Below are 19,881 nucleotides of genomic sequence, written 5' to 3'. Positions count from 1 at the left end.
TCGATGCGGGTGAGACGAAATACGTAAGGACGAGCGCTGGATTCGGATTGCTTGTGGGACGTGTTTGGCGGTCAGGCGGATCACGCGAGAGGAGATCGCAATGAAAAATAGCGCCGTAGCCATTTTGTGCATGACGCTGCTCGGCAGCGCGCTTGCAGCAAGCGAACCTTCGATAACGGAATACCGAGGCATCTGCGACGCTTCGGCGGCCATCGCACTGGACGAGAATCTGTTCGCAGTAGCCGACGACGAGCACAACGTACTCAAAATATATCGTCGCGGTCAAGCGAAGGAAGTATCGAGCGTGTCGGTCATCGATTCGTTGGGCAATGACGAATCGGATCTCGAAGGTGCCGCGAGGATCGGAAACAGAATCTTCTGGATCGCGTCTCACGGAAGAAATGCGAAGGGGAAACTCCGCGAGCAACGACATCGCTTCTTCGCGACCGACATTGTCGGACAAGGCGATTCAGTGACGCTGAAGGTGGTTGGAACTCCGTACACTCGACTTCTCGATGACTTGCTCGCCGACACCGATCTGAAACCGTTCAAGCTCGACGCCGCGAGCAGTCTGGCAGCCGAAGCGAAAGATGGGTTGAACATCGAGGGACTCGCGGCGACACCCGATGGCCAGCTCTTGATCGGATTTCGCAACCCGATCATCAAGGGAAAGGCGCTCATCGTGCCGCTGGAAAATCCGCAGGAGTTGATCGAGGGAAAGAAGGCCCGGCTCGGGGCGCCTATTGCACTCGACCTCCAGAAGCGAGGGATACGCAGCATCGAACGGGTGAAGGGCAGCTACCTCATTGTTGCAGGTCCGCCGGCAAAGAAGGGGACGTTCGCCCTGTTCAAGTGGTCGGGGAAGCCGTCGGATGCGCCGGAGCCGGTGAGAAGCGTCGGCTTCGACGGATTGTCGCCGGAAGCACTCTTCGAAATCCCCGATAAGGAAACGATTCAAGTGCTCAGCGACGACGGCGAAAGAAAATTCGGCGATCGAGAATGCAAGGAAATCGAAGATGCCGATTTTCGATTGTTTCGAAGCTTGAGCATCCAGATTCCGTAGGTTTTCATCGGCATTCTTCCCTTACTTTAGCGTGGGATGTGCGTACCGCGGCTGTCGGGGAAACGCGTGGTACACGGCGCGGGCACGATCTCATGCTGGCCGTCATCGCCGTCTGTGCATTCACGGCGATCAGCCTGCAAACGGCGGCATTCATTTTCGCGGTCATGGTCGTGGCGGGTGGAATCAGCATGCTTTACCTGCTGCTCATTCTCGCAACAAGAAAACTGAAACCCCATGCCGACGTGCCGTAGGGCCCGGTCGACGGAAAGGGGCGGCGTAGCAAGGCTTCAGATCAAAAGTGTTCGGGTGCAAGATGGAACAAGTAAAGCGAGTTAAGTTAGCAGCCCTTCTTTTTGGGGCGTTGGCAATAAGCGTTGCCTCACTGAGTGCGTGTAATAAGCCAGCTGAAACGCCGAAAGAAGTCGTGCCGAAGCAAAGCGCTGCGGCACCTGTTCTGAGCACGTCCTTCAGCCCGATATATGGTTTGATCGTTCCACTTAGGATTGCAGGAAGAGATTATCGCTTCCTGTTGGACACGGGATTTGGTTACACGGTCCTGGATAATCATTTCGCCTCGACGATCACGAAACCCGGTAACTATCAGACGGCCACCGTTTTTCGTTCAGCAATAGACCGGGGCATAAACGCAGCGGATGGCGAGAAATTGGCGAAGGACCGGCTGCGCTTATGGAAAGCTCAACCGATCGAAATCGGCGGCCATGTCGTACCGGACTTCTACCCATGGTTTGGCGTCGATTTATTGATACTTGCAATGGCGAAGAAAACCGCGCCGATCGACGGTATTCTAGGCGTCGAGATTTTTCGCCAGTTCAGTTGGGTTCTCGATAATCGCAAGAAAACGCTCACCATCTGGCAACATCCACCGGCGAACGAGCATTTTGCGCACTGCGTGCCTTATCGGGATGGGCCGCCGGTGACTGGGCCCGCGCTCTATCTGCGCACGGGAGATCAGTTTATCGAGTTTGCTATCGATACAGGCGCGGAAGGTTCGAGCATCGATGCTGAGACGCTCAAGCTGCTTAAACAGGCCAAAGCGGCCAAACTCACCGGGACACGTCAGAGTGGATCCATCAACGGATTGGAGACATCCTCCGACTATTTCGTCACCGGATTTTCGCTGGACAAGCAGCCGATTGGCGGCTTTGAGTTTTCTTACGTGAATGGCAAGAAAGGCAGTAATCTGCTGGGCCGCGATTTCTTGGCCAAGCTCGACCGCTATATGTTCGTGCCCAGCACGTTTGAGTTCTGTTTCGACGAAAGCCATCTCGCGCAGGACAATCCGATCGAAGTTCGTCGACTGGGCGTTCGCTTGATTGATGGCAAAGTGACGTTCGCCGCTAACACGTCGAAGTCCTTCGAAGAGCAGGATCTCAGAAACGGAGATGTGCTGATCGAGGTTAATGGTCAGCCGGCCTATCCTGCTTCTCTGGATGAAATCAGTTCCGCGTTGAATACCACGGCGAAGGGCAAATTGTCACTCGTGATCGAACGGGACGGACAACGTCGTACCGTGCGAATTTAATCGTGAAGATCAAGCAACTCGGCCAGGAGCGCGTTGCCTCTCAAGCAGGAAGTCCACAAACGTGCGCACCTTGGCCGAAAGATGCCGGTTGGTCGGATAGACGGCGAAAATCGGTTGAGGCAGCGGCCGGAATTGCGCCAGTACTTCCACCAGCCGGCCATCGCGCAGATCGTCTTCGACCGTGAAATCGAACAGTTGCGTGACGCCCCCACCGTTGACCGCGCAGGCTAGCGTCGCGAACGGATGATCGAACGTCATTGCCGGGCGCACAGGAATTTCGTAGGCAGTCTTGGCTTCCTCGGCGAAAGACCATGGCAACGGACGTCCGCTATCGGGCATGACAAGTCCTAGACACACATGATCGCGCAATGCTTCGAGCCGAGCCGGCGCGTGGTGACGGCGCAAGTATTCGGGCGATGCCACCACGCGAAGCTGGGCGTTGTGAAGAAGCCGCCCAACGAGGCGTGAGTCGGCAACCTGGCCCAGACGAATCGTCATGTCGAAGTCCTGTGTCGCGAAATCGGCGACGGCGTTGCTCAGGGACACGGCAACCTCCACTTTCCCGTCGTAACGCTCGACGTATTGCGGTATCAGCGGGACGATGTGCTTGATGCCGTAGCTTGGCGGCACGCTTATTTTCAGTTCGCCGCGCGGTTGACCATGCGCCGTCAGAGAATGTTCGGTTTCCTGAATATTATCTAACGCCAGACGGCAGGCGTCGTAGTAGACAAGACCATCGTCCGTGAGGCGGACTGCGCGAGTCGTGCGATGAAACAGTAGCAAGCCGAGACGGTTTTCGAGGCGGCCCACAGCCTTGCTGATCGCGGACGGTGTCACGCCGGCCGCCGCCGCCGCGCCAGTGAAACTTTGCGCCTTGGCCGCAGCGCAGAAGAGCTGGATCTCGCCCAGTCGATCGATGGCCGAATCTTTCATGCGCGACGTTCCTTATCGACAGCGGTTCGACGTTTCCAGTGGTGCCCCAGAGTATACGTCGCATCACCGATTTGTGCCCAAGAGGCACAAATAAAATGCCCACAGGCGTCTTTATCGGCGGCAGCGGGCCTCCTAAAGTTCCACACAACGGAATCCGCCACGTGTGCGGCAAAGGGTTCGGCTATGCGGCGGCGGCCGCGTGAATGCTGGCAGATAACAGGAGTGACCTGAGTGAACACGCCACAACCAGACGGACTGCATAACCTGGTTGAGGATCGAATGAAAAAGTACGACACGTTTCGCATGACTGTTGCGATGCTTGCTCTCGTCGGCACGCTAGGTGGATCGCAGATCGCTCAGGCCGCCGCGTCCGAAACGGGAACGCCTCCCTTCTCCAGCGATCCTGCCATCAGTGCCTCGCAGAGGGCGGTGTACGCCGTCGTCCATCAGTACGAGACTGCGCTCAATGCGAAAGACACGAAAGCAATTCTGGATCTTTTTGCGAACGGTAGCGTCGCTGAGTGGAACGGCAAACGTACTCTTGCGACACGTCAGCAGAAGATCGAAGCGTACGACAGCGTATTCAGGATCGCAAAATTCAATACGGTGCTCGATTACGATTCCATCGATGTATATGGAGATACGGCCGTGGTCCGCACGCACCATCAGCGTGGCTCCGTGGTTGTCTTAAACGGTAAGAACGTGCTCGACTACAACCGCGAAGTCTTCGTGCTGCGCAAGACCGACGGAAAATGGAGAATCGTTCTGTACACGTTCAATACTGATGCCGTGCAAGGCGAAGGCTGAGTCTGTACCAGTCTGGAGAGTCTTTCTAAAAAAGTTCTTGACCTTGAAGCCACTTCAGGGTGTGTACTGTGAGCATACGGCCCTGATCGATGACGCTTCGCAGGCGAAAGGGCTGCAAGGACTCAATCCGAACTGGAGGAAAGCCATGAGCTGGCTTGAAAGAATGTTGGGAGGCCATCACGGTTTCCAAAACCGCGGGGGACATGATCGCGGGCACGGCGGGTCGCACGGTCAATCGCACGGTGGATCGCATGACGACAGATACGGCCATCACGGCAACGGCCACGGCAATTCTGGCGGGTATGCCGACGAACGCACTTGCGCTCCCAATGAAGGGTGGGGCAGAACGCCCGGCCGCGCTGCTTCCCCGGCGCAACCCGGCGTGACGTGCCCCAAATGTAGCGCGGCCAATGCCGAGGGTGCTCGCTTTTGCAGCCAGTGCGCGACCTCGCTCACACCGCAGGCCTGCGCGAAGTGTAATCAGCCGATGGCGGCAGGCACGAAGTTCTGTAGTCAGTGCGGCACGTCGGTAGCCACGTGACGCCCGCGGTTAAACTCGCACTCCTCACGCTGCCGCCCGTGCTGGCTGCTGCAGCCGGCGCGGCTATCGCTTCGGCGCGCAAGCCCGGCGCGCGCACCACCAGCGTCATCCAGCACTTCACGGCGGGCATCGTGTTCGCCGCCGCAGCGCTCGAATTGCTTCCCGAAGACCGCAAGCATGCGCTGTGGCCTGTCGTTATTGGTTTCGCACTGGGCCTGGGGTTGATGTTGGGCATCAAGGCGGTCTGCAACCGACTGGAAGTGCGGCTTGAAGGCTCCGCGCTCCCCACCGGTCTCGTGGTCGTCACAGCAGTCGACCTCATCATCGATGGCCTTGTGCTGGGCATCGCTTTCGCGGCGGGCGAGGAAACCGGCGTGATTTTGACCATCGCGCTCACGCTAGAGGTGCTTTTTCTGGCGCTCTCGGTTAGCACAGCGCTGAGCGCTGCCGGAGTGCGTAGCCTTTGGGCAATCGTCGTCCCGATTGCGCTTTCCGTGTTGCTCTCGGCATCGGCCGTTGCAGCCCACGCGGTGCTTGCCAATTTGCCCTCGGTCTACTACGCGGCACTCCTCGGCCTGGGAACGGTTGCGCTCATCTATCTGGTCACCGAAGAGCTCCTCGTCGAAGCGCATGAGGTGGCTGAGACTGCGCTGGCTACCACTGCATTCTTTGTCGGTTTCATCGTCTTCTTCGTGATTGAAGCGACGGTCAAGACGGGATGATCACGCTGACGGCGAGATGATTTTTTTATCATCTTGCAGTCATTGAGACGCACCGTCGGTGCTCCACACTGAGTCGAGCTGTAAGCGACCCAATCATTGTGGAGTCACTGATGAAATCGATAAGTGTTGTTGCAGCCGCGCTATTGATGGCCGGCTTGGCGCAAGCTCACGAAGGTCCGTTGAACGAAGGAAAGACGCGAGAGCAAGCGCGTCAGGAACTCGAGCAAGCCTACAAAGACGGCGTCCTTCCCTTTAGACGAAGCGAATATCCGCCCACCGAGGCTTCCCGGAAAAAGAACCGGGAGGCCTACCTGCGAGCGCACCCCGAAGAAGCCGCAAATCCGACAACCTCTGAAGCGAGTACCGGCCAATAAAGTCGAGCGATGAGCGGCTCTCCCCGACGATGACAGAAATATCATTTTCGTCTCATCTTCGCACTGCGACAGAACCGTAGCATCGCATCACTCCCATCCTCGAATGTCGCACATGCTTACGCGAACCCTTGCCGTCCTGTCTCTCCTGGCGGTCACAACATCAATCTACGCACAGTCGTCTTCCGTTCAACCGATTGCGAATGAGCGCGGCTTGCAGGAGCCGCGAAACGCTTCATCAACGGGCCTGCCGCAAGTTTCATTGATCGATGTGCTCGGACTTGCCGCTCAGAGCAACCCGCTCTTGAGAGGTGCGAGGGCGGACTCGGATGCATCGGCCGGCGCATTGATGCAGGCGGGCGCGAGACCCAACTTCGAGGTTCGGGCACGAGATGTTGGCTTCGATGGCCGCGACTTCGGGCAACGACATTTGCTCGCACGCGTCGCCGAATTCATCCGCGGTATCGGCCGAGATGGAAACGACAACGGGCGTGTTGAATTTCAGGTAGGGCGGTAATACGTGCTCGCGGTAATAGTCGAGCCCCTTGCTAGGGATACCGATGGAGTTCAGCATGCCGCTGTGGCAATCGGCTACGCGAGGTGTCGGATTACCCGCACGCGATTTGGGCGATACGCTTTTCACGACGAGCGCGCCCAGACGGTTGAAGTCGAGCGCCTCCCGATATTGGATCGCAAAGCAGCCGGACGCCGGCATGACGGGGTTGCGCAGGATCAGGTCGCCAACCCGGGTCGTGAGATTAGCCAAATTCCACCTCCCCAACGACTTCACGAATCGGAAACACGGGACCTTCGCGGCAGACACGCAGGAATCTGCGGTCGCCGTCGCAATCGAACATGCGCACGCAGGACAGGCAAACGCCCATGCCGCAGGCCATGTGCTGCTCCATGGCCACTTCGGCGGTGACGTGCGGATAGTCGTTCAGGACGCGCTGGAGCAGCATGAGCAGGCGCTGCGATCCGCACGTGTACACCGCATCGGGTTGCTGCTCGTGAATCAGATCGCGAATCAGGATCGCGACGGCTTCGACCGAAGAGGAACCGTCGGCATCGAAGACGCTGCGAACGTCGGCGACTGCGCCGCGCAGAAACTCCTTTTCCATCAGATCCGCCGGCGAACGGGCCGACATGACCGCGGTGATCGCGACGCCCGCCTGCGACGCTTCCCTGACGAGCGGCGCCATCGTGGCCAGGCCCACGCCCCGGGCGACGACCAGAATGCGGCGATAGCCGGGGCTGAACGTAAAGGTGTTGCCAAGCGGCCCGACGATGTCCATGTAGCCGCCTTCCGGCAACGTCGCCATGGCTTTCGTGCCGACGCCGGTCACGTTATAGAGAAACTCGATACGGTTGTCTTCCGGTCCCGCGCCATAGACACTCATTGGCCGGAGGAGGAAGGGTTCGTGCTCGGCCGTGGTCGGGCACTTGAGCTGATAGAACTGACCAGCCTGGGTGACCGTCGCAATAGGAGAATCCGCTTCGAGGCGAATGTATTTGTATCGCTGATTCACCCAGTAATGTTCGACGACGCGGCAACGATGAGAAGTAACGGTCGCGGCTTTTCCGCCGCCGCACGGGCTTGCTGACATGACGACTCCACTCTTTATAAGACTGCGAGACCCGCGGGTCTCACGCGCGAACGTTCAATCGAGTTCCTTGCCCTTCAATTCGGGCACGAGGAAAATCGTGGCGATCACATCGAGAACATAGATGCTTGCCAGAAGGGCGATGGCTGCCTGAAACGAATAGGTTGCGGCGAGACTGCCGACGACGATCGGACCGAAGCCGCCCACCGCGCGGCCGATATTGAAGAGCGTGTTTTGCGCGGTTGCACGCGCGGCAGTCGGATACGCTTCTGAATCAGCGCGCCGTACCCGCCTATCATTCCATTGACGAGCATGCCCAATAGCGCGCCTGCCCAGAGCATCACCGAAGGATCGCCCAACGTGGAGTAGACAACGACCATTGCAGCCGCGCCTATCTGGAACATGACGAATGTCGGCTTGCGTCCGATGCGGTCCGCCAGTTGTCCGAAGACGTATACGCCCACCATCATCCCGACGATGGTCACCGAGGTCCACAAGGCCGATTTCGTCAGCCCGAAGCCAAGCGTCTTCGCGAGATACGTCGGCAGCCAGATCATGATGCCGTAGTAGCCGAAGTTTTGTACCGCGCAAAGAATGACGATGCCCAGGCTTGTGCGCGTCGTCCGGCGATCGATCACGAGCATGCGGAACGCATTGGGTTTCTTCTCGGTCGTCTTCGTGCGGACGAACACTTCCGGCTCGTGGAGCTTGTTTCGGACCACCCACGCGACCAATGCGGGCGCCACGCCGAGGAGAAACATGCCGCGCCAGCCGATATGAGGCAACAGAAGCGGCGTCAGCAACGAGGCGGCAAGCACGCCGGACTGCCATCCCAGCGCGACGTATGACGAGACGCGCGCCCGGTGTTTTGCCGGCCAGGCCTCTGCGGCAAGCGCCATCCCGATGCCGAATTCGCCGCCGAGGCCAATGCCGGCGATGGTTCGATAGGCCAGCAAATCATAGAAGCCGGTGGCGAAGGCGCAGAGTCCGGTAAAGACCGCGAACAGGACGATCGTCCATGTCAGCACGCGGATGCGTCCGAACCGGTCACTGAGCGCACCGAAGATGATGCCGCCGGCCACGGCGCCGATCAGCGTCCATGTCACCAGCGCGCCGGACTGTTGCGTGGTGAGATGCAGTTCCAGCGCGATGACCGGAAGCATGAATCCAAGAATGAGCAGGTCGAAGCCATCCATCGCATAACCGATGGCTGACCCGGCCAGCGCTTTCCATGCGTATTTGTCGGGCCGTTCCGACGCCGCCGGAGCAATAGATCTCTCGCATACGGCTGCTTTCGCGTTCGCTTCCATTCCTTTCTCCATTGACACCTCGGATATCGACTTCCGCCATTCACATTTCTGGCTTCTATTTCGCCGTTTGTACAAAAAAATAGACGGCTCGGACGACTCAAAATCGGCTCGCGGCTTCAGGCAACAATCACCGAAATTGCAAGCGTGGCCCGATGTAGAAGCTGGATTTCACTGCATGACTAGCGGAAGCGTCTCTTGGTGCGCTCGTTCGTCTAAATATTTAGACTAGACTCTTTCTCAGGTGACCGCAATACGAATCGAATGGGTAAAAACCTTGAATCCCGGCATGCCGTTTCAGAATTGATGACGGAGCCCGACGCCGTACGTCAGTCCCGTGGACAAGCTGTCATAGCGGTCGTATTTGAACCCTGCGTAGGCGTCGGTGCGCTTGGAGAGGGGGTAGTCATAACCGACGGACCATGTCAGGCGATTCACGTCGTTGCTGTTCGTGCCCGACGACTTCGAATACGCAAGTGCCGCCAAAATGCTCGAGGCCCCAACGGGGATCGTGACGCCGATATGCTCGGTGTTCGTGGTGATCGTGCCGGGGGCCGCCTTGTCGCGGATATTCATGTAGCCGGCAAAGACGCGCACGACATTGAAATTATATGAACCAGCCAGTTGAGCGGTGGCCTGGCTCTGCCGCCCCGTGACGCCCGGCAGCGAGGTTGCGATGTCGCCCGCCAAATTGCTGTAGTTGATCCACTGATAATTGGCGGTCAACTGAAACGGTCCATTGGCATACGCGAGTTGGCCGCCCCATTTTTTGGAACTGGGCTGGCTGGCCGAATTGCCGAACGAGTAAATGAGCTGGCCGGTCAGGCCCGCCCAGTTGGGCGTCGAATAGGCTACGGCGTTGTTCCAGCCGGAATCTCCGACCACGCCCTGAGGTCCGAGACCTTTGTACGTGTGCAAGATCCACGGCGAGAACGTGTACGAGTTGAAGAACGGGTTCTGGTTGATGGTCGAAATATACAGGGGCGTCGTGAGGCGGCCGGCGCGTATCGAACCGTAGGGCGTGGCAAGGCCGACATAGGCGTTGCGAGAGAAGAAACTGTCGTTGGCGAACCGCCCGAACGTGCCGTTGTTGGGTTGAAAGTACGATTCGAGGACGAAGTAGGTCGAGTAGCCGCCTCCGAGGTCTTCCGTTCCACGAAGACCCCAGAACGACGTCGACATTCCGCCGCCCTGCATGACTGTTGCCGAGTGCGCGCCCGGATTCTTCACTTCGCCCACGAAGCCATCGATGAGGCCGTAGAGCGAGACGGAAGACTGCGCGATTGCGGGCGTGCTGAGCGACGCCGCACTCGCTATGCATACCGCGGAAAGCGCGTTGAAGTGCTTCTTTGACATTGACGGATCTCCTGTTTGTCCAGCTTTTCCAGGAGCGGCCCGCTCGCCAGATGAACTTGCATCGGCGGCGGTGACGTGGACGCCGATTGACCCGGTCGTCCCTACGTCCAAAAAACTATACAAAGATAGAATATCCGTTTTTGCGCGGAAGTTTGTCGGAAAATTGTCAGGATTTTCCCTATGCAATCGGCCTTAGAATCGCGTGGCGATATAATTCATTCGAATTTTTATACGAACGTGATAGTGGCCGCGATAGCGAAAGGCCGGGACGGCGCCAGGCTATTGCAAACGCTTTTGGACAAGAGGTGATGCGGCCGGCCCGCCGGTGAAACTCGCCGGCGGGCGCGGTGCGCGGTTGTGAGTGGGTATGTGATGGCGCAACCGGGAAACGCCTGGACCGGTCACACGAGATCCGGCGCGATGCGCGTCGCGAAAGCGTTCAACGCGGATAGATGAACGTCGTCTGCGCCCTTGCTCTCATCAGACAGGGTGCGCGCTGCTTTGCGGATGACGCGATGATCAAGATCACGCCCCTCAGCACCATGCACGCGACGAGCCGAATGTCGCGAAGGCCTCTAGCTCATGATCCATTTGGTTTGCGCGGTGACGGCTGCCGCGAGAACGGCGGGCGAATAGAGGTTGGGATTTGGCACCGGCCTGCCGGCCACGTTCACAAGGCCCATGCGCTGCGCGATGGAAATATGCGCGCCGATGTCCTGAGGGAAGGCAAACGGGCCGCGCGGTCCGAACGGTCGCAGCGAGAACGGCAGACCGGTCCACGGCGAGTGCGCCTCGCCAAGAAAGTCCGGATTCAACGACCAGGGCTGCGCGTTGAGACGAACGCCGATGGACGGATCGGCGAGGCGGTTCAGCATCCATTCGCAGGCGATATCGGAGAGGCCCGATTCATTGTTCGGATAACCGCCGCCGACGTCCGCGTGCGCACCCGCGAAGAGCACCTGCGTGATGCCCGCACGGGCGTCCCAGAGCGTTGGCGTGAAGTCGCCGCGCTGCTCGTCGAGGCTTATCGCGTGGATGCCGAACTTGACCTTCGGATTGAGCGCCGTGTCGGCGAAGCGGTACAGATCTACGGTGGAGTCTTCGTCGTCCAGATAAGCCGGGATGCCGAGCGCGCCGACCGTGTCCCACACGCCGATCGCCCGTATCTCATCCACGGCCACGGTATCTTCCGGCTGCAACTCCGTGAGGCGGAGGGTCGGATCGAAGTTGACAATCCTGTCCAGCAGGCCCTTCAGTCCACCGCCGGTGTCGCGCGGCGCGGGCCTCGACTCGCGATGCTTGCGCCACGCGAGAATGCCCATGCGATACGCAAGCGCCTTGTCGTTGAGGTCGAAGCGGCTCTTATCGAGCAGTCCGACATTCGCGATCATGCCCCCGAGCGCGCGCGCCGTGTACGCACCGCGGCTGAATCCCATCAGGACGATGTGATCGCCCGGCTCGTAGTGGCGCGATACGAAGGTGTAGCCACGCACGATGCGCGCGATGATGCCATCCCCGAATGCGCCGCCTAACAGCTTTTTGATGACGTTACGCGAATCGCCCACGCCGTGCAGATATTTGGCGACTTGTCCGTCCGGCCCCGGCTCCGCGATTTCCTGCTCCGAGGCGAGCAGCGTCGAAGCGGGGTCCGGTATGCCGCGCAACAGGAGGAATGCCTTGAACACGTTTGTCGGATCAGGAATGCCGTCGTTGTCTTGATCGGTGTTCGGTCCGTTCCACGTACCGTCGGCGCAAAAAATGATGTTCTTTGCCATGGTGAGCTTCCTTCGTTTCCCGAGCACACGATAAGTATGTCTTAGCTTTTGTCGGCGCACTCGGCAAGCTACACGTCTTATGTGGACGGCGATTTGGCCGAAACCGCCTATCGCGTCCGTGAAAGGTGATGCGACGCGCATCCCTATGCAGTCTTATAAAGGACGTGAATCGTGCAGCGAACCCTTCAATTCACTGATCCGAGATTCGTCTTCCGAGTAGGCCAGTTCCGAACTGCCGTTTCCTTTTAGCGGGAGCCTACCGTGGACATCAGACCGTTTGATGGCGTGATTCTCAAAGCCGGTATTGCCGCGCCCGACAAAGTAAGGTTAGTGCAAGATCGGCTGCGTGCACTGGGCTATGGCGCATCCGTGACCGGCAGCTTCGATGCGCAAACGGAATCGGTCGTGAAGCTTTTCCAGGCTCAGCACTCGGATGACAGCGGGCTGCCCTTGAAGATCGACGGCGAGATCGGCTTCCATACCTGGACGGCGCTGTTCGGCGTGCTGCCATCGGTCGTCCAGCCAGTCGCGCAACTTCTGTCGCAGGCGCTGGCCGTGGCTGCGTCGCAGGACCATCAGATGGAGGTGCCGCGCGGCTCTAACAGAGGACCGATGGTCGATGAGTATCTGCGTGCGGCCGGCATGGACCCCACCAAAGGCAGTCCCGACTCACGTCCCTGGTGCATGTGCTTCATGTACTGGGTGTTTGAGCAGGCCGCGCAACACATGAACCGGGCAACGCCTCTGCCGAAGACCGCGAGTTGCCATCAGCACTGGGTCGCTGCGGCGGACCTTGCGAACGTAGGACGAATCACGCGGCAACAGGCTCTGGATAACCGGAATCTGATTCAGCCCGGTCTTATCTTCATTCTCGACTTCGGAGGAGGAATGGGCCATACGGGCATCGTCGAATCGGTGCTACCGGGCGGCGCGCTGCAGACGATCGAGGGCAACACCAACACGGACGGCTCGCGCAATGGCGTCGGCGTGTTTCGCCTGCAGCGGCGCAAGCCTTCGGATACGGTGCTGACGGGCTTCGTCGATTATTCGAAGGCTTGATGCGCGTGGCAATTTTGGATTGGGGACATCATGGCTTTCCTCTTCGCCTATGGCACGGAGCTCGACCGTGCAGGCCTGCTTGCGCGTGCGCTGACGAGCGGGACAACCGCGCAGCGCATGACCGAAATCGTGGGCGGCGAGGCGGCCGATGCCCAAGCGGAACAGCCTGGCGCGGACACGGCCAGACAGGCGTATGACGAGTACGCGACGCGGCAGCCCATTGCTTCGGGCTACGTCGACGGCGCGATCATGGTTTTCCGCGAGCGCAGCGAAGGGCTGGGTGGGCCGGTTCCAGACTTGCTTGAGGAAGCGAGCGCGCGTACGTGGGGCGTGCTGTTCGAGGTCTCCGACAACACCGTCGGCGCGCTTTGCCAGAACTTCGATATCGCGCGTAGCTGCATCGTGCGGAACGTTCGAATCGTCAAGCCGTTGAGTGGCGCGGAAAACGCGACCTTCGATGTAGCGAGTTGCATCGACCAGACGGTCCAGGCAAGCTGCCTCGTCGCCAAGGATGTCGATATGCCCTTGACCTCGCTCGATGAGCCATTGCTGCGCAAACTGCTTGGCTACTATCTCGCGTATGAGGCGCCCGCCGAGGTATTGCTCGGCCTGATGCCGCGTCGCGGCGCCAACATCAGCGATGTAGAACGTGGGAAGGAGGACTTGTCGGAACGGGTCATTTGCGAGATCTACTACAAGGCGCCACCGCGCTACGCGATCTATCGCAGTTCGGAACGAGTCGTCGTCCAGTACGCGGACGAAGGCGTGACCGACTCATCGGGGACGCCGCTCGCCGACCAGCAGCGCGCGAAGATGGCGTGCCTCAATCCGTTGCGCAGTCAGATTACTGGACTGATCGACGGCTGGGAAAAGAGCAGGAAGCCTGGTCTGGCCGAACGCGCGCGGCGCTATAACGCGCGCGTTGCCGCCGCATTGAATCAGTGTCTCGAAGGCGATTCGACGAGCCCAATGCTGACGCTGGCCGAGGTCCGCGATGAGATCGCCGCCGAGCGCGCGTCGTGGGGACGATTTCTTTATCTGTCATCTGCGCTGGCCGTCGCCGCGGGGTTTTGCATCGCCTTCTGGGTAATCAAGGCGCACGTCTTTGGCCCTTCGCACCCGACAGCGGGACTCTGGCTTGCTGCGCGCGCCGGCACGATCGGCGCGTTCTTCTCGATTGCGATGAACATCCAGCAAAGAAAGGTTTTGACCGACCTGCTCACCCGCGACAACATCGCCGATGCCGCGCTCCGGATTACGGTCGGTGCGATCGGTGCGGGCGCGCTGCTTTGTCTGTTGCAAAGCGGCGTCACGCCGCTCGCGAACTTCGGCAACGCCACGCTCGCGGGTTCGGCGATGAGCTGGCAAGTCATTCTCGTGATTGGCTTTGCAGCGGGGTTCTCTGAGCGGCTGGTGCCGACCATTGTGGAAAAGATAGCTGCACAGAGCGGGACGCTGGCGGGGGCTAAGACTTGATCGTCGTCGGTGTGCGAGGGGTGAGTGACGAGGCGCTGCGTGAGGGCTGGCTGGTAGAGAAGGCTTGGCGTTTGCCGCTCGCATCGTGCGCCAGTCGGCCATGAAGCGACGCTCGTGCTGAGCTTCGACAAGCCGTTCAAGCGTCAGGTTCTCCCCCGTAAGTGGTCATCGGACATCGACGTCGGCGCTGGGGAACCACTCGACCCGCAGCATGGCCCGGTCGCGAACACGACGAAGTCGGAGCGAGGTTCAGAGCGCCTTTCCCGCCGCCACGTCTGGCGTCAGGAAAGGGATCGCTTCGGATGCTATGGCGGCGCTTACTGCGCCATCGCGCGTTGGTCCTTCGGAGCCATCTGCCCAAAACGCCCACTGTTGAAGTCCTCTACTGCCTCGCGAATTTCTCCCGTCGTGTTCATGACGAACGGGCCATGCGCAACAACGGGTTCGTCGATAGGTTCGCCGCTCAACACCAGGACGATTGCATCGCTGATGGCGTCAAGCTGAACCTCGGTGCCTTCTCGTGCAAGCAGAACCAGTTGCGCGTCGCTGATAACCCGCTCGTCACCGTTCACGCGAACCTGACCGCGCAGCACGATGAGCGCGACCGTCCGGCCGGCAGGCAGCGTCAAGGCTGCATCACGTCCCGCCTTCAGCCGTACGTCCCAGACATCCATCGGCGTGAAGGTGTGCGCCGGCCCCGCCTTGCCTGCGAAGTTGCCGGCGATCACCCGCACGTGTCCAGCGCCTGCCGACAGATCGACCGATGGAATCTGGCGTGCCACGATGCTCTGATAGCCGGGGGCCGTCATCTTGTGCTTTGCTGGCAGATTGACCCAGAGTTGGACCATTTCGAGCGTCCCGCCTGTTTTCGCGAACGCGCGCGAGTGGAACTCCTCATGCAGAATGCCTGCGCCCGCCGTCATCCACTGCACGTCACCGGGACCAATCTGGCCGCCGCTACCCGTTGAGTCGAGGTGCTCCAGTTCTCCCTCGTACACGATGGTCACGGTTTCGAAGCCGCGGTGCGGATGTTGCCCGACACCTAGCCGGCGGTCGGTTGGCGCAAAGCTCTTCGGTCCCGCATAGTCGAGCATCAAGAAAGGGCTCACGTGGCGGCCCATGCCGCGATGCGAAAACAGTGTGCGCACGGGAAATCCGTCGCCGACCCAATGCGCGTTGGGGTTGCTGTAAGCGCCGAGAATCTTCTTCATCATCGAATGTTCCTGTTTAACGGCCCATGGCCGTGGTTGTCTGAATACAGGGTAGTCACGCGACGATGGCGGCGGTAGAGGGTGAAAGTCGTCCTCTGTGTCTCATTGATAGAACAATCGGACGCGTTCACTACGGTCGTTTCGGGGCGAGCCAGTCAGAATTTCGTCTGCAACCCGATGCGCGCCAGTGTCTGTGAACGGCTGCTCGCCGCCGTGTTGGGTTCAAGCAATCCATTGATCCATGCTTGCGTCCTTGCAGAGTCGCCGCCAGCACGCTGATAGACGGCCTCGGCATACGCCATCGTCGGCTTCGAGAAGTGGTATTGCATCGCTGTGGTGAACTGGTGAGCCTTGTTGTTCTCGAGCACTTCGTTTCCCTTCATGTACTGGTAGTCGAATCCTGCCGACCAGGGACCTGAAATCGTCCAATACGCGCCCGCCTTGCAAACGTCAATCTTTGCGCCGCTCGCCGTATTCCTTGTATTCGTGTACAGCAGCATGGCGAGCACGCTACCGAACCGGTAGTGCGCACCGACCCCGAAGTTTCGTATTCCCTCATTACCATTGCCAAGTTCGGGATATTTGGCTTCGATGTATGCGATCCCGGCAGCAAGCGGCCCGTTCTCGTAGTTCATCCCCGCGCTGACCGTCGAGTTGGCGGAGAACGAACCCGCAACGCCGCCAAAACCATACAGCGCGCCGAAACTGAATCGGAGAAAGATGGGCTGCGATATTTGACCGCGTTCGCCACACGCGTTGCACCGGCCAGACGGTCGAAATCGAACGAGCCGGTAGGATTTTGCGGTATGCCCAGCGCGCTGAATGGTCCCTGGCGAAAATCGTAAAGCCCGCCGAAGAGGAACGCGCCGTCAAAGAGACCGAGCGTCAACGTGTCGAACATGAAGTCGTACTGGTTGCCGAACGTGACGGTGCCAAGACGCTCATCGGACAGCCCCACGTAAGCCGTGCGATTGAAGATCTGGTCCGCGCCCGGAATGGTTGCGCCGCTGCCGAGATCGAACTGTGAAGTCAGATTGAATACAGCCTTCGTTCCGCCGCCGAGATCCTCGCTCCCGCTGAACGTCAAAACGTTTGGCGCGAAGATTCCGCTGTCGAACTGGGTTACCGAGGCGCCATGCTCGTTGTTCACCCAGGTCACACCGCCATCGATCATGCCCTGCAACGTGACACTGCTTTGGGCATACAGGTTGGCGGGCAGGCATGCTGCGCTCAGGCAGACTGCCAGGCCTGCCAGCGCGGTAGGTCTCTTCATGATGATCGATTTCGTGCCGTAAACGACTGCTCGCTATTTCATTTGGCATGACGGATACGCGCGGACGGTTACCGAACCCGCCCGCGCGCGTACACATCAGTTCTTGTCGTACGAGAACTGTATGCCGGCGGTGCCACCGGTTTCGATGAACAGGTTGATGAAGGCGGGCACGGTCTCGCTGCGCGCCCAGTCGCGTTGCAACTCGCAGAACAGTTGGGCAACGCTGATCATCTTGCCGCCCGCCTGTTCGATACGGCGCAACGCGGCGTCGTGCGCCGCGACGGACGTGCCGCCGACCGCATCGACGACAACATAGACCTCGTAGCCGGCCCTCAGCGCGTCGAGCGCCGGGAACGTCAGGCAGGCTTCCGTCCAGAGCGCGGTCATGATGAGCTTCTTGCGTCCGGTCGCCTCGACGGCCTTGCGAAATTCGACGTCTTCCCACGAGTTGATGCTCGTGCGATCGTAGGTCGGATAGTCGCCAAGCGCGACGCGCAGTTGCGGGATCGGTGGCTTGTTCAGGCCCGTCTTCACGTTGACTGTCGAATGGACGATTGGCAGCTTGTAGGCGACCGCGGCTTTGGCGGCGCCGACGATGTTGTTGACGAGCAGTTGGCGATCCATCGACGCAATGGAATTCACCTGGACCGGCTGGTAATCGATGACGATGAATGCCGCATTCTGCGGGGTGAGCAGATGATCGTTCGCGGGGTCGCGAATGGGTTCGCTTGCCATGATTGTCTCCAGAAGCGATGCAGAAGGTGAGGGTGGTGATGCGAGGCGCATCGGCTCTGCATGCACGGGCAATCCTATGCGGGCGATAACCCGGCTTGAAGTCCCGAAAACTGCCGACTGTGTTCTATGAGAGGAACAACGGCGATGCTTTAAGATGTGTTGATTGTTCTGCCCGAGGAACAGTCATGGACGACCTGAACGACATCTTCTACTTCGTGAAAGTGGTCGAAAACCACGGTTTCACGCAGGCAGGCCGGGCGCTCAACATGCCCAAGTCCAAGCTGAGCCGGCGCGTCGCCGACCTCGAAGTCAGATACGGCGTTCGTCTGCTCAATCGGTCCACTCGCCATTTCTCGGTCACGGAAACCGGACAAGAGTTTTATGAGCGCTGCCTCGCGGTGCTCGTGGAAGCCGACGCCGCTCGCGAGGTCATGGAGCGCAGGGTCTCGGAACCCCAGGGCGTGGTGCGCGTGAGTTGCCCGACGACGCTGCTCGAATACCGCATCGGGGTCCACGTGGCCGACTTCATGATGCTGTACCCGAAGGTACGAGTTCTGCTCGACGCCACCAACCGCCGGGTCGATGTCCTGGCCGAGGGATTCGATCTCGCGCTGCGCGTGCGTTTTCCGCCGCTCGAAGACAGCGGGCTCGTCATGCGTGTGCTCTCCGGAAGTCCGCAGCGTCTGGTTGCCGCTCCGGCGCTCCTGACGCAACACGCAAAGGTTGCGCATCCGGCGGATCTCGCGGGCATGCCCAGCCTCGATTGGGGACCGCAGCGCGATCACGCCTGGACGCTGGTCGGCCCGGACGCCGCCGAGGCGCGCGTGCCTCACGCGCCGCGATACATCACCGACGATATGACCGTGCTTCGGCAAGCGGCGCTGAAAGGGGTCGGCGTCGTGCAGTTGCCCTATATGGTCGTCGAGAACGAACTCGAGAAAGGCGCGCTGGTCGATGTGGTGCCAGGCTGGAAGCCCAAGGGCGGGCTGGTCCATGCCGTCTTCCCATCTCGCCGGGGCCTACTCCCGGCCGTCCGGCTGCTGATCGACTATCTCGCCACGCACATTCAAAAAGACGAGTGAGTGCCTCGCGCTCCGGTTGACCCCGGTCCATTGTTCCTTTGACAGGACACTCTGTGCGCCCTCGCGATCTACCGCGGCCGGCAGCCCATTTCTATTCTTCCCTCATCGAGCCTCGATATGCCACCACACTGACAACACCTGGAGACACCATGCGGTACATCCACTTTTCTCCCGACAATCGCCGCCGACTGCTCGGCATCGTGCAGGGCACGACCATCCGCTCGCTCGGCGAAACGACCCTTGACGATCTGCTCGCGCGTGGCGTCGACCTTGCCTCCTGCAATGCGTCGCTCCACGTGGACGCCGAGGAATTCTCGACCGCTTCCGTCACGTATCTGCCGCCGCTCGCACGCCCCGGCAAGCTGCTTTGCATCGGGCTCAACTATGCGGACCACACGAAGGAAAGTCCGTATGAACAGCCCGACTATCCAACGATTTTCCCGCGTCTGAACTCGAGCCTGATCGGACACGACGCGCCCATGATCCGCCCGCGCATCTCCGATTCGCTCGATTTCGAGGGCGAACTGGCGGTTATTCTCGGCAGCGGCGGCCGCCATATTTCGAAAGAGCGTGCGCTCTCCTGCGTGGCAGGCTATTCGATCTTCAACGACGGCTCTGTGCGCGAGTACCAGTTCAAGTCGCCGCAATGGACAGTCGGCAAGAATTTCGACCGCACCGGCGCGTTCGGCCCGATGTTCGTCACCGCCGATGAAGTGCCCGCAGGCGGCGCGGGCCTGAAGCTCGAAACGCGTCTGAACGGCAAGGTCGTGCAGTCGGCGAACACGAGCGACATGCTGCACGACGTCGCATCGCTCATCTCGATCATCAGCGAGGCGATCACGCTCGAAGCCGGCGACGTCATCGTGAGCGGCACGCCCGCCGGCATCGGCTGGGCGCGCGAGCCGAAGCTCATCATGCGTGCCGGCGACGTATGCGAAGTCGAGATCGAAGGACTTGGCGTATTGCGCAACGTCGTCGTCGATGAAGACGCGTCGATCCAGCGTTGATCGATCGTCAAGTTCC

General features: G+C 59.9%; 18 protein-coding genes and 2 pseudogenes. 11 read left to right on the top strand and 9 right to left on the bottom strand.

All coding sequences use genetic code 11. The features are described from left to right. The first annotated feature begins 100 nt into the window (after nt 1-100). The 3 genes from LY284_RS27385 to LY284_RS27375 all read left to right on the top strand — a co-directional run bounded on the left by LY284_RS27385 (nt 101) and on the right by LY284_RS27375 (nt 2,606). Complete coding sequence (locus LY284_RS27385) at nt 101-1,063, top strand: DUF3616 domain-containing protein (protein ID WP_233389292.1); 963 nt, start codon at nt 101-103, stop codon at nt 1,061-1,063. Between the two features lie 92 nt (nt 1,064-1,155). Further along, nucleotides 1,156-1,314, top strand: coding sequence for a hypothetical protein (locus tag LY284_RS27380; RefSeq protein ID WP_233389290.1), 159 nt, complete (start codon nt 1,156-1,158; stop codon nt 1,312-1,314). 62 nt (nt 1,315-1,376) lie between these two features. Next, on the top strand, nt 1,377-2,606 hold the full coding sequence (locus tag LY284_RS27375; RefSeq protein ID WP_233389288.1) for an aspartyl protease family protein: 1,230 nt from the start codon (nt 1,377-1,379) through the stop codon (nt 2,604-2,606). 9 nt (nt 2,607-2,615) lie between these two features. On the opposite strand, the gene LY284_RS27370 is transcribed toward LY284_RS27375, so the two are convergent. After that, nucleotides 2,616-3,539: a LysR family transcriptional regulator gene (locus tag LY284_RS27370; RefSeq protein WP_233389286.1), complete on the bottom strand. Its 924-nt coding sequence runs from the start codon at nt 3,537-3,539 to the stop codon at nt 2,616-2,618. 231 nt (nt 3,540-3,770) lie between these two features. Between LY284_RS27370 and LY284_RS27365 the strand changes: the two genes are divergently transcribed. From LY284_RS27365 to LY284_RS27355, 4 genes are all read left to right on the top strand, one after another. Further along, entirely contained in the window at nt 3,771-4,346 is a 576-nt protein-coding gene (locus tag LY284_RS27365) for an SgcJ/EcaC family oxidoreductase (protein WP_233389284.1), read from the top strand. Continuing rightward, complete coding sequence (locus LY284_RS39315) at nt 4,324-4,887, top strand: zinc-ribbon domain-containing protein (protein ID WP_375294300.1); 564 nt, start codon at nt 4,324-4,326, stop codon at nt 4,885-4,887. The genes LY284_RS27365 and LY284_RS39315 overlap by 23 nt, the downstream gene beginning before the upstream one ends. Next, a complete protein-coding gene (locus tag LY284_RS27360) occupies nt 4,884-5,609 on the top strand; it encodes a ZIP family metal transporter (RefSeq protein WP_233389282.1) in 726 nt (241 codons plus the stop codon). The genes LY284_RS39315 and LY284_RS27360 overlap by 4 nt, the downstream gene beginning before the upstream one ends. Nucleotides 5,610-5,719: 110 nt before the next feature. Beyond that, complete coding sequence (locus LY284_RS27355; protein WP_233389279.1) at nt 5,720-5,983, top strand: DUF4148 domain-containing protein; 264 nt, start codon at nt 5,720-5,722, stop codon at nt 5,981-5,983. A gap of 355 nt (nt 5,984-6,338) precedes the next feature. Here the strand turns inward: LY284_RS27355 and LY284_RS27350 are convergent. From LY284_RS27350 to LY284_RS27330, 5 genes and pseudogenes are all read right to left on the bottom strand, one after another. Continuing rightward, a pseudogene (locus LY284_RS27350) lies at nt 6,339-6,746 on the bottom strand (dihydroorotate dehydrogenase); the annotation flags it as partial. Next, complete coding sequence (locus LY284_RS27345; RefSeq protein ID WP_233389277.1) at nt 6,739-7,587, bottom strand: dihydroorotate dehydrogenase electron transfer subunit; 849 nt, start codon at nt 7,585-7,587, stop codon at nt 6,739-6,741. The pseudogene LY284_RS27350 and the gene LY284_RS27345, both read right to left, overlap by 8 nt. 104 nt (nt 7,588-7,691) lie before the next feature. Next, nucleotides 7,692-8,894 (bottom strand): MFS transporter, encoded by a 1,203-nt coding sequence (locus tag LY284_RS27340; protein WP_375294299.1) that lies wholly within the window; start codon nt 8,892-8,894, stop codon nt 7,692-7,694. Between the two features lie 294 nt (nt 8,895-9,188). Continuing rightward, nucleotides 9,189-10,247 carry a porin gene (locus tag LY284_RS27335; RefSeq protein ID WP_233389275.1) on the bottom strand — a complete coding sequence of 353 codons (1,059 nt, stop codon included), beginning with the start codon at nt 10,245-10,247 and terminating at the stop codon, nt 9,189-9,191. A 575-nt stretch (nt 10,248-10,822) separates the two neighbouring features. Then, nucleotides 10,823-12,022: a DUF2235 domain-containing protein gene (locus LY284_RS27330; protein ID WP_233389273.1), complete on the bottom strand. Its 1,200-nt coding sequence runs from the start codon at nt 12,020-12,022 to the stop codon at nt 10,823-10,825. 261 nt (nt 12,023-12,283) lie between these two features. Here LY284_RS27330 and LY284_RS39105 point away from each other — a divergent pair, with 261 nt between their 5' ends. Both LY284_RS39105 and LY284_RS27320 read left to right on the top strand, forming a co-directional pair. Continuing rightward, nucleotides 12,284-13,081: a peptidoglycan-binding protein gene (locus LY284_RS39105; RefSeq protein WP_233389270.1), complete on the top strand. Its 798-nt coding sequence runs from the start codon at nt 12,284-12,286 to the stop codon at nt 13,079-13,081. A gap of 330 nt (nt 13,082-13,411) precedes the next feature. Then, nucleotides 13,412-14,557, top strand: coding sequence for a hypothetical protein (locus tag LY284_RS27320; RefSeq protein WP_233389269.1), 1,146 nt, complete (start codon nt 13,412-13,414; stop codon nt 14,555-14,557). Between the two features lie 317 nt (nt 14,558-14,874). Here LY284_RS27320 and LY284_RS27315 read toward each other — a convergent pair whose 3' ends face one another. The 3 genes and pseudogenes from LY284_RS27315 to LY284_RS27305 form a co-directional block, all read right to left on the bottom strand. Continuing rightward, nucleotides 14,875-15,768: a pirin family protein gene (locus tag LY284_RS27315; protein WP_233391012.1), complete on the bottom strand. Its 894-nt coding sequence runs from the start codon at nt 15,766-15,768 to the stop codon at nt 14,875-14,877. Between the two features lie 155 nt (nt 15,769-15,923). Beyond that, a pseudogene (locus tag LY284_RS27310) lies at nt 15,924-17,044 on the bottom strand (porin). A 93-nt stretch (nt 17,045-17,137) separates the two neighbouring features. Next, the gene (locus LY284_RS27305; RefSeq protein ID WP_233389267.1) at nt 17,138-17,776 is read right to left on the bottom strand and encodes a hydrolase; all 639 of its coding nucleotides are present in this window, start codon (nt 17,774-17,776) and stop codon (nt 17,138-17,140) included. Nucleotides 17,777-17,961: 185 nt separating this feature from the next. On the opposite strand from LY284_RS27305, the gene LY284_RS27300 reads away from it, so the two are divergent. Together LY284_RS27300 and LY284_RS27295 are read left to right on the top strand one after the other, a co-directional pair. Further along, the gene (locus tag LY284_RS27300; RefSeq protein WP_233389265.1) at nt 17,962-18,858 is read left to right on the top strand and encodes a LysR substrate-binding domain-containing protein; all 897 of its coding nucleotides are present in this window, start codon (nt 17,962-17,964) and stop codon (nt 18,856-18,858) included. A gap of 149 nt (nt 18,859-19,007) precedes the next feature. Next, nucleotides 19,008-19,865 carry a fumarylacetoacetate hydrolase family protein gene (locus LY284_RS27295; RefSeq protein WP_233389263.1) on the top strand — a complete coding sequence of 286 codons (858 nt, stop codon included), beginning with the start codon at nt 19,008-19,010 and terminating at the stop codon, nt 19,863-19,865. The last annotated feature ends 16 nt before the right edge of the window (nt 19,866-19,881 follow it).

Origin of the sequence: Caballeronia sp. PC1 (assembly GCF_021353155.1) — a bacterium.
GTDB lineage: Bacteria > Pseudomonadota > Gammaproteobacteria > Burkholderiales > Burkholderiaceae > Caballeronia > Caballeronia cordobensis.
Note: the sequence above shows the minus strand (reverse complement) of the source record. Positions and strands in the feature narration are given on the sequence as shown.

Excerpts from the sequence above, each read along its gene's own strand:
- LY284_RS27305 (WP_233389267.1), bottom strand. The coding sequence starts at position 17,776 with ATGGCAAGCGAACCCATTCGCGACCCCGCGAACGATCATCTGCTCACC.
- LY284_RS39315 (WP_375294300.1), top strand. The coding sequence starts at position 4,324 with ATGCCGTGCAAGGCGAAGGCTGAGTCTGTACCAGTCTGGAGAGTCTTT.
- LY284_RS27335 (WP_233389275.1), bottom strand. The coding sequence starts at position 10,247 with ATGTCAAAGAAGCACTTCAACGCGCTTTCCGCGGTATGCATAGCGAGT.
- LY284_RS27300 (WP_233389265.1), top strand. The coding sequence starts at position 17,962 with ATGGACGACCTGAACGACATCTTCTACTTCGTGAAAGTGGTCGAAAAC.
- LY284_RS27355 (WP_233389279.1), top strand. The coding sequence starts at position 5,720 with ATGAAATCGATAAGTGTTGTTGCAGCCGCGCTATTGATGGCCGGCTTG.
- LY284_RS27385 (WP_233389292.1), top strand. The coding sequence starts at position 101 with ATGAAAAATAGCGCCGTAGCCATTTTGTGCATGACGCTGCTCGGCAGC.
- LY284_RS27370 (WP_233389286.1), bottom strand. The coding sequence starts at position 3,539 with ATGAAAGATTCGGCCATCGATCGACTGGGCGAGATCCAGCTCTTCTGC.
- LY284_RS27345 (WP_233389277.1), bottom strand. The coding sequence starts at position 7,587 with ATGTCAGCAAGCCCGTGCGGCGGCGGAAAAGCCGCGACCGTTACTTCT.
- LY284_RS27315 (WP_233391012.1), bottom strand. The coding sequence starts at position 15,768 with ATGAAGAAGATTCTCGGCGCTTACAGCAACCCCAACGCGCATTGGGTC.
- LY284_RS27340 (WP_375294299.1), bottom strand. The coding sequence starts at position 8,894 with ATGGAAGCGAACGCGAAAGCAGCCGTATGCGAGAGATCTATTGCTCCG.
- LY284_RS27330 (WP_233389273.1), bottom strand. The coding sequence starts at position 12,022 with ATGGCAAAGAACATCATTTTTTGCGCCGACGGTACGTGGAACGGACCG.
- LY284_RS27375 (WP_233389288.1), top strand. The coding sequence starts at position 1,377 with ATGGAACAAGTAAAGCGAGTTAAGTTAGCAGCCCTTCTTTTTGGGGCG.
- LY284_RS27295 (WP_233389263.1), top strand. The coding sequence starts at position 19,008 with ATGCGGTACATCCACTTTTCTCCCGACAATCGCCGCCGACTGCTCGGC.
- LY284_RS27380 (WP_233389290.1), top strand. The coding sequence starts at position 1,156 with ATGCTGGCCGTCATCGCCGTCTGTGCATTCACGGCGATCAGCCTGCAA.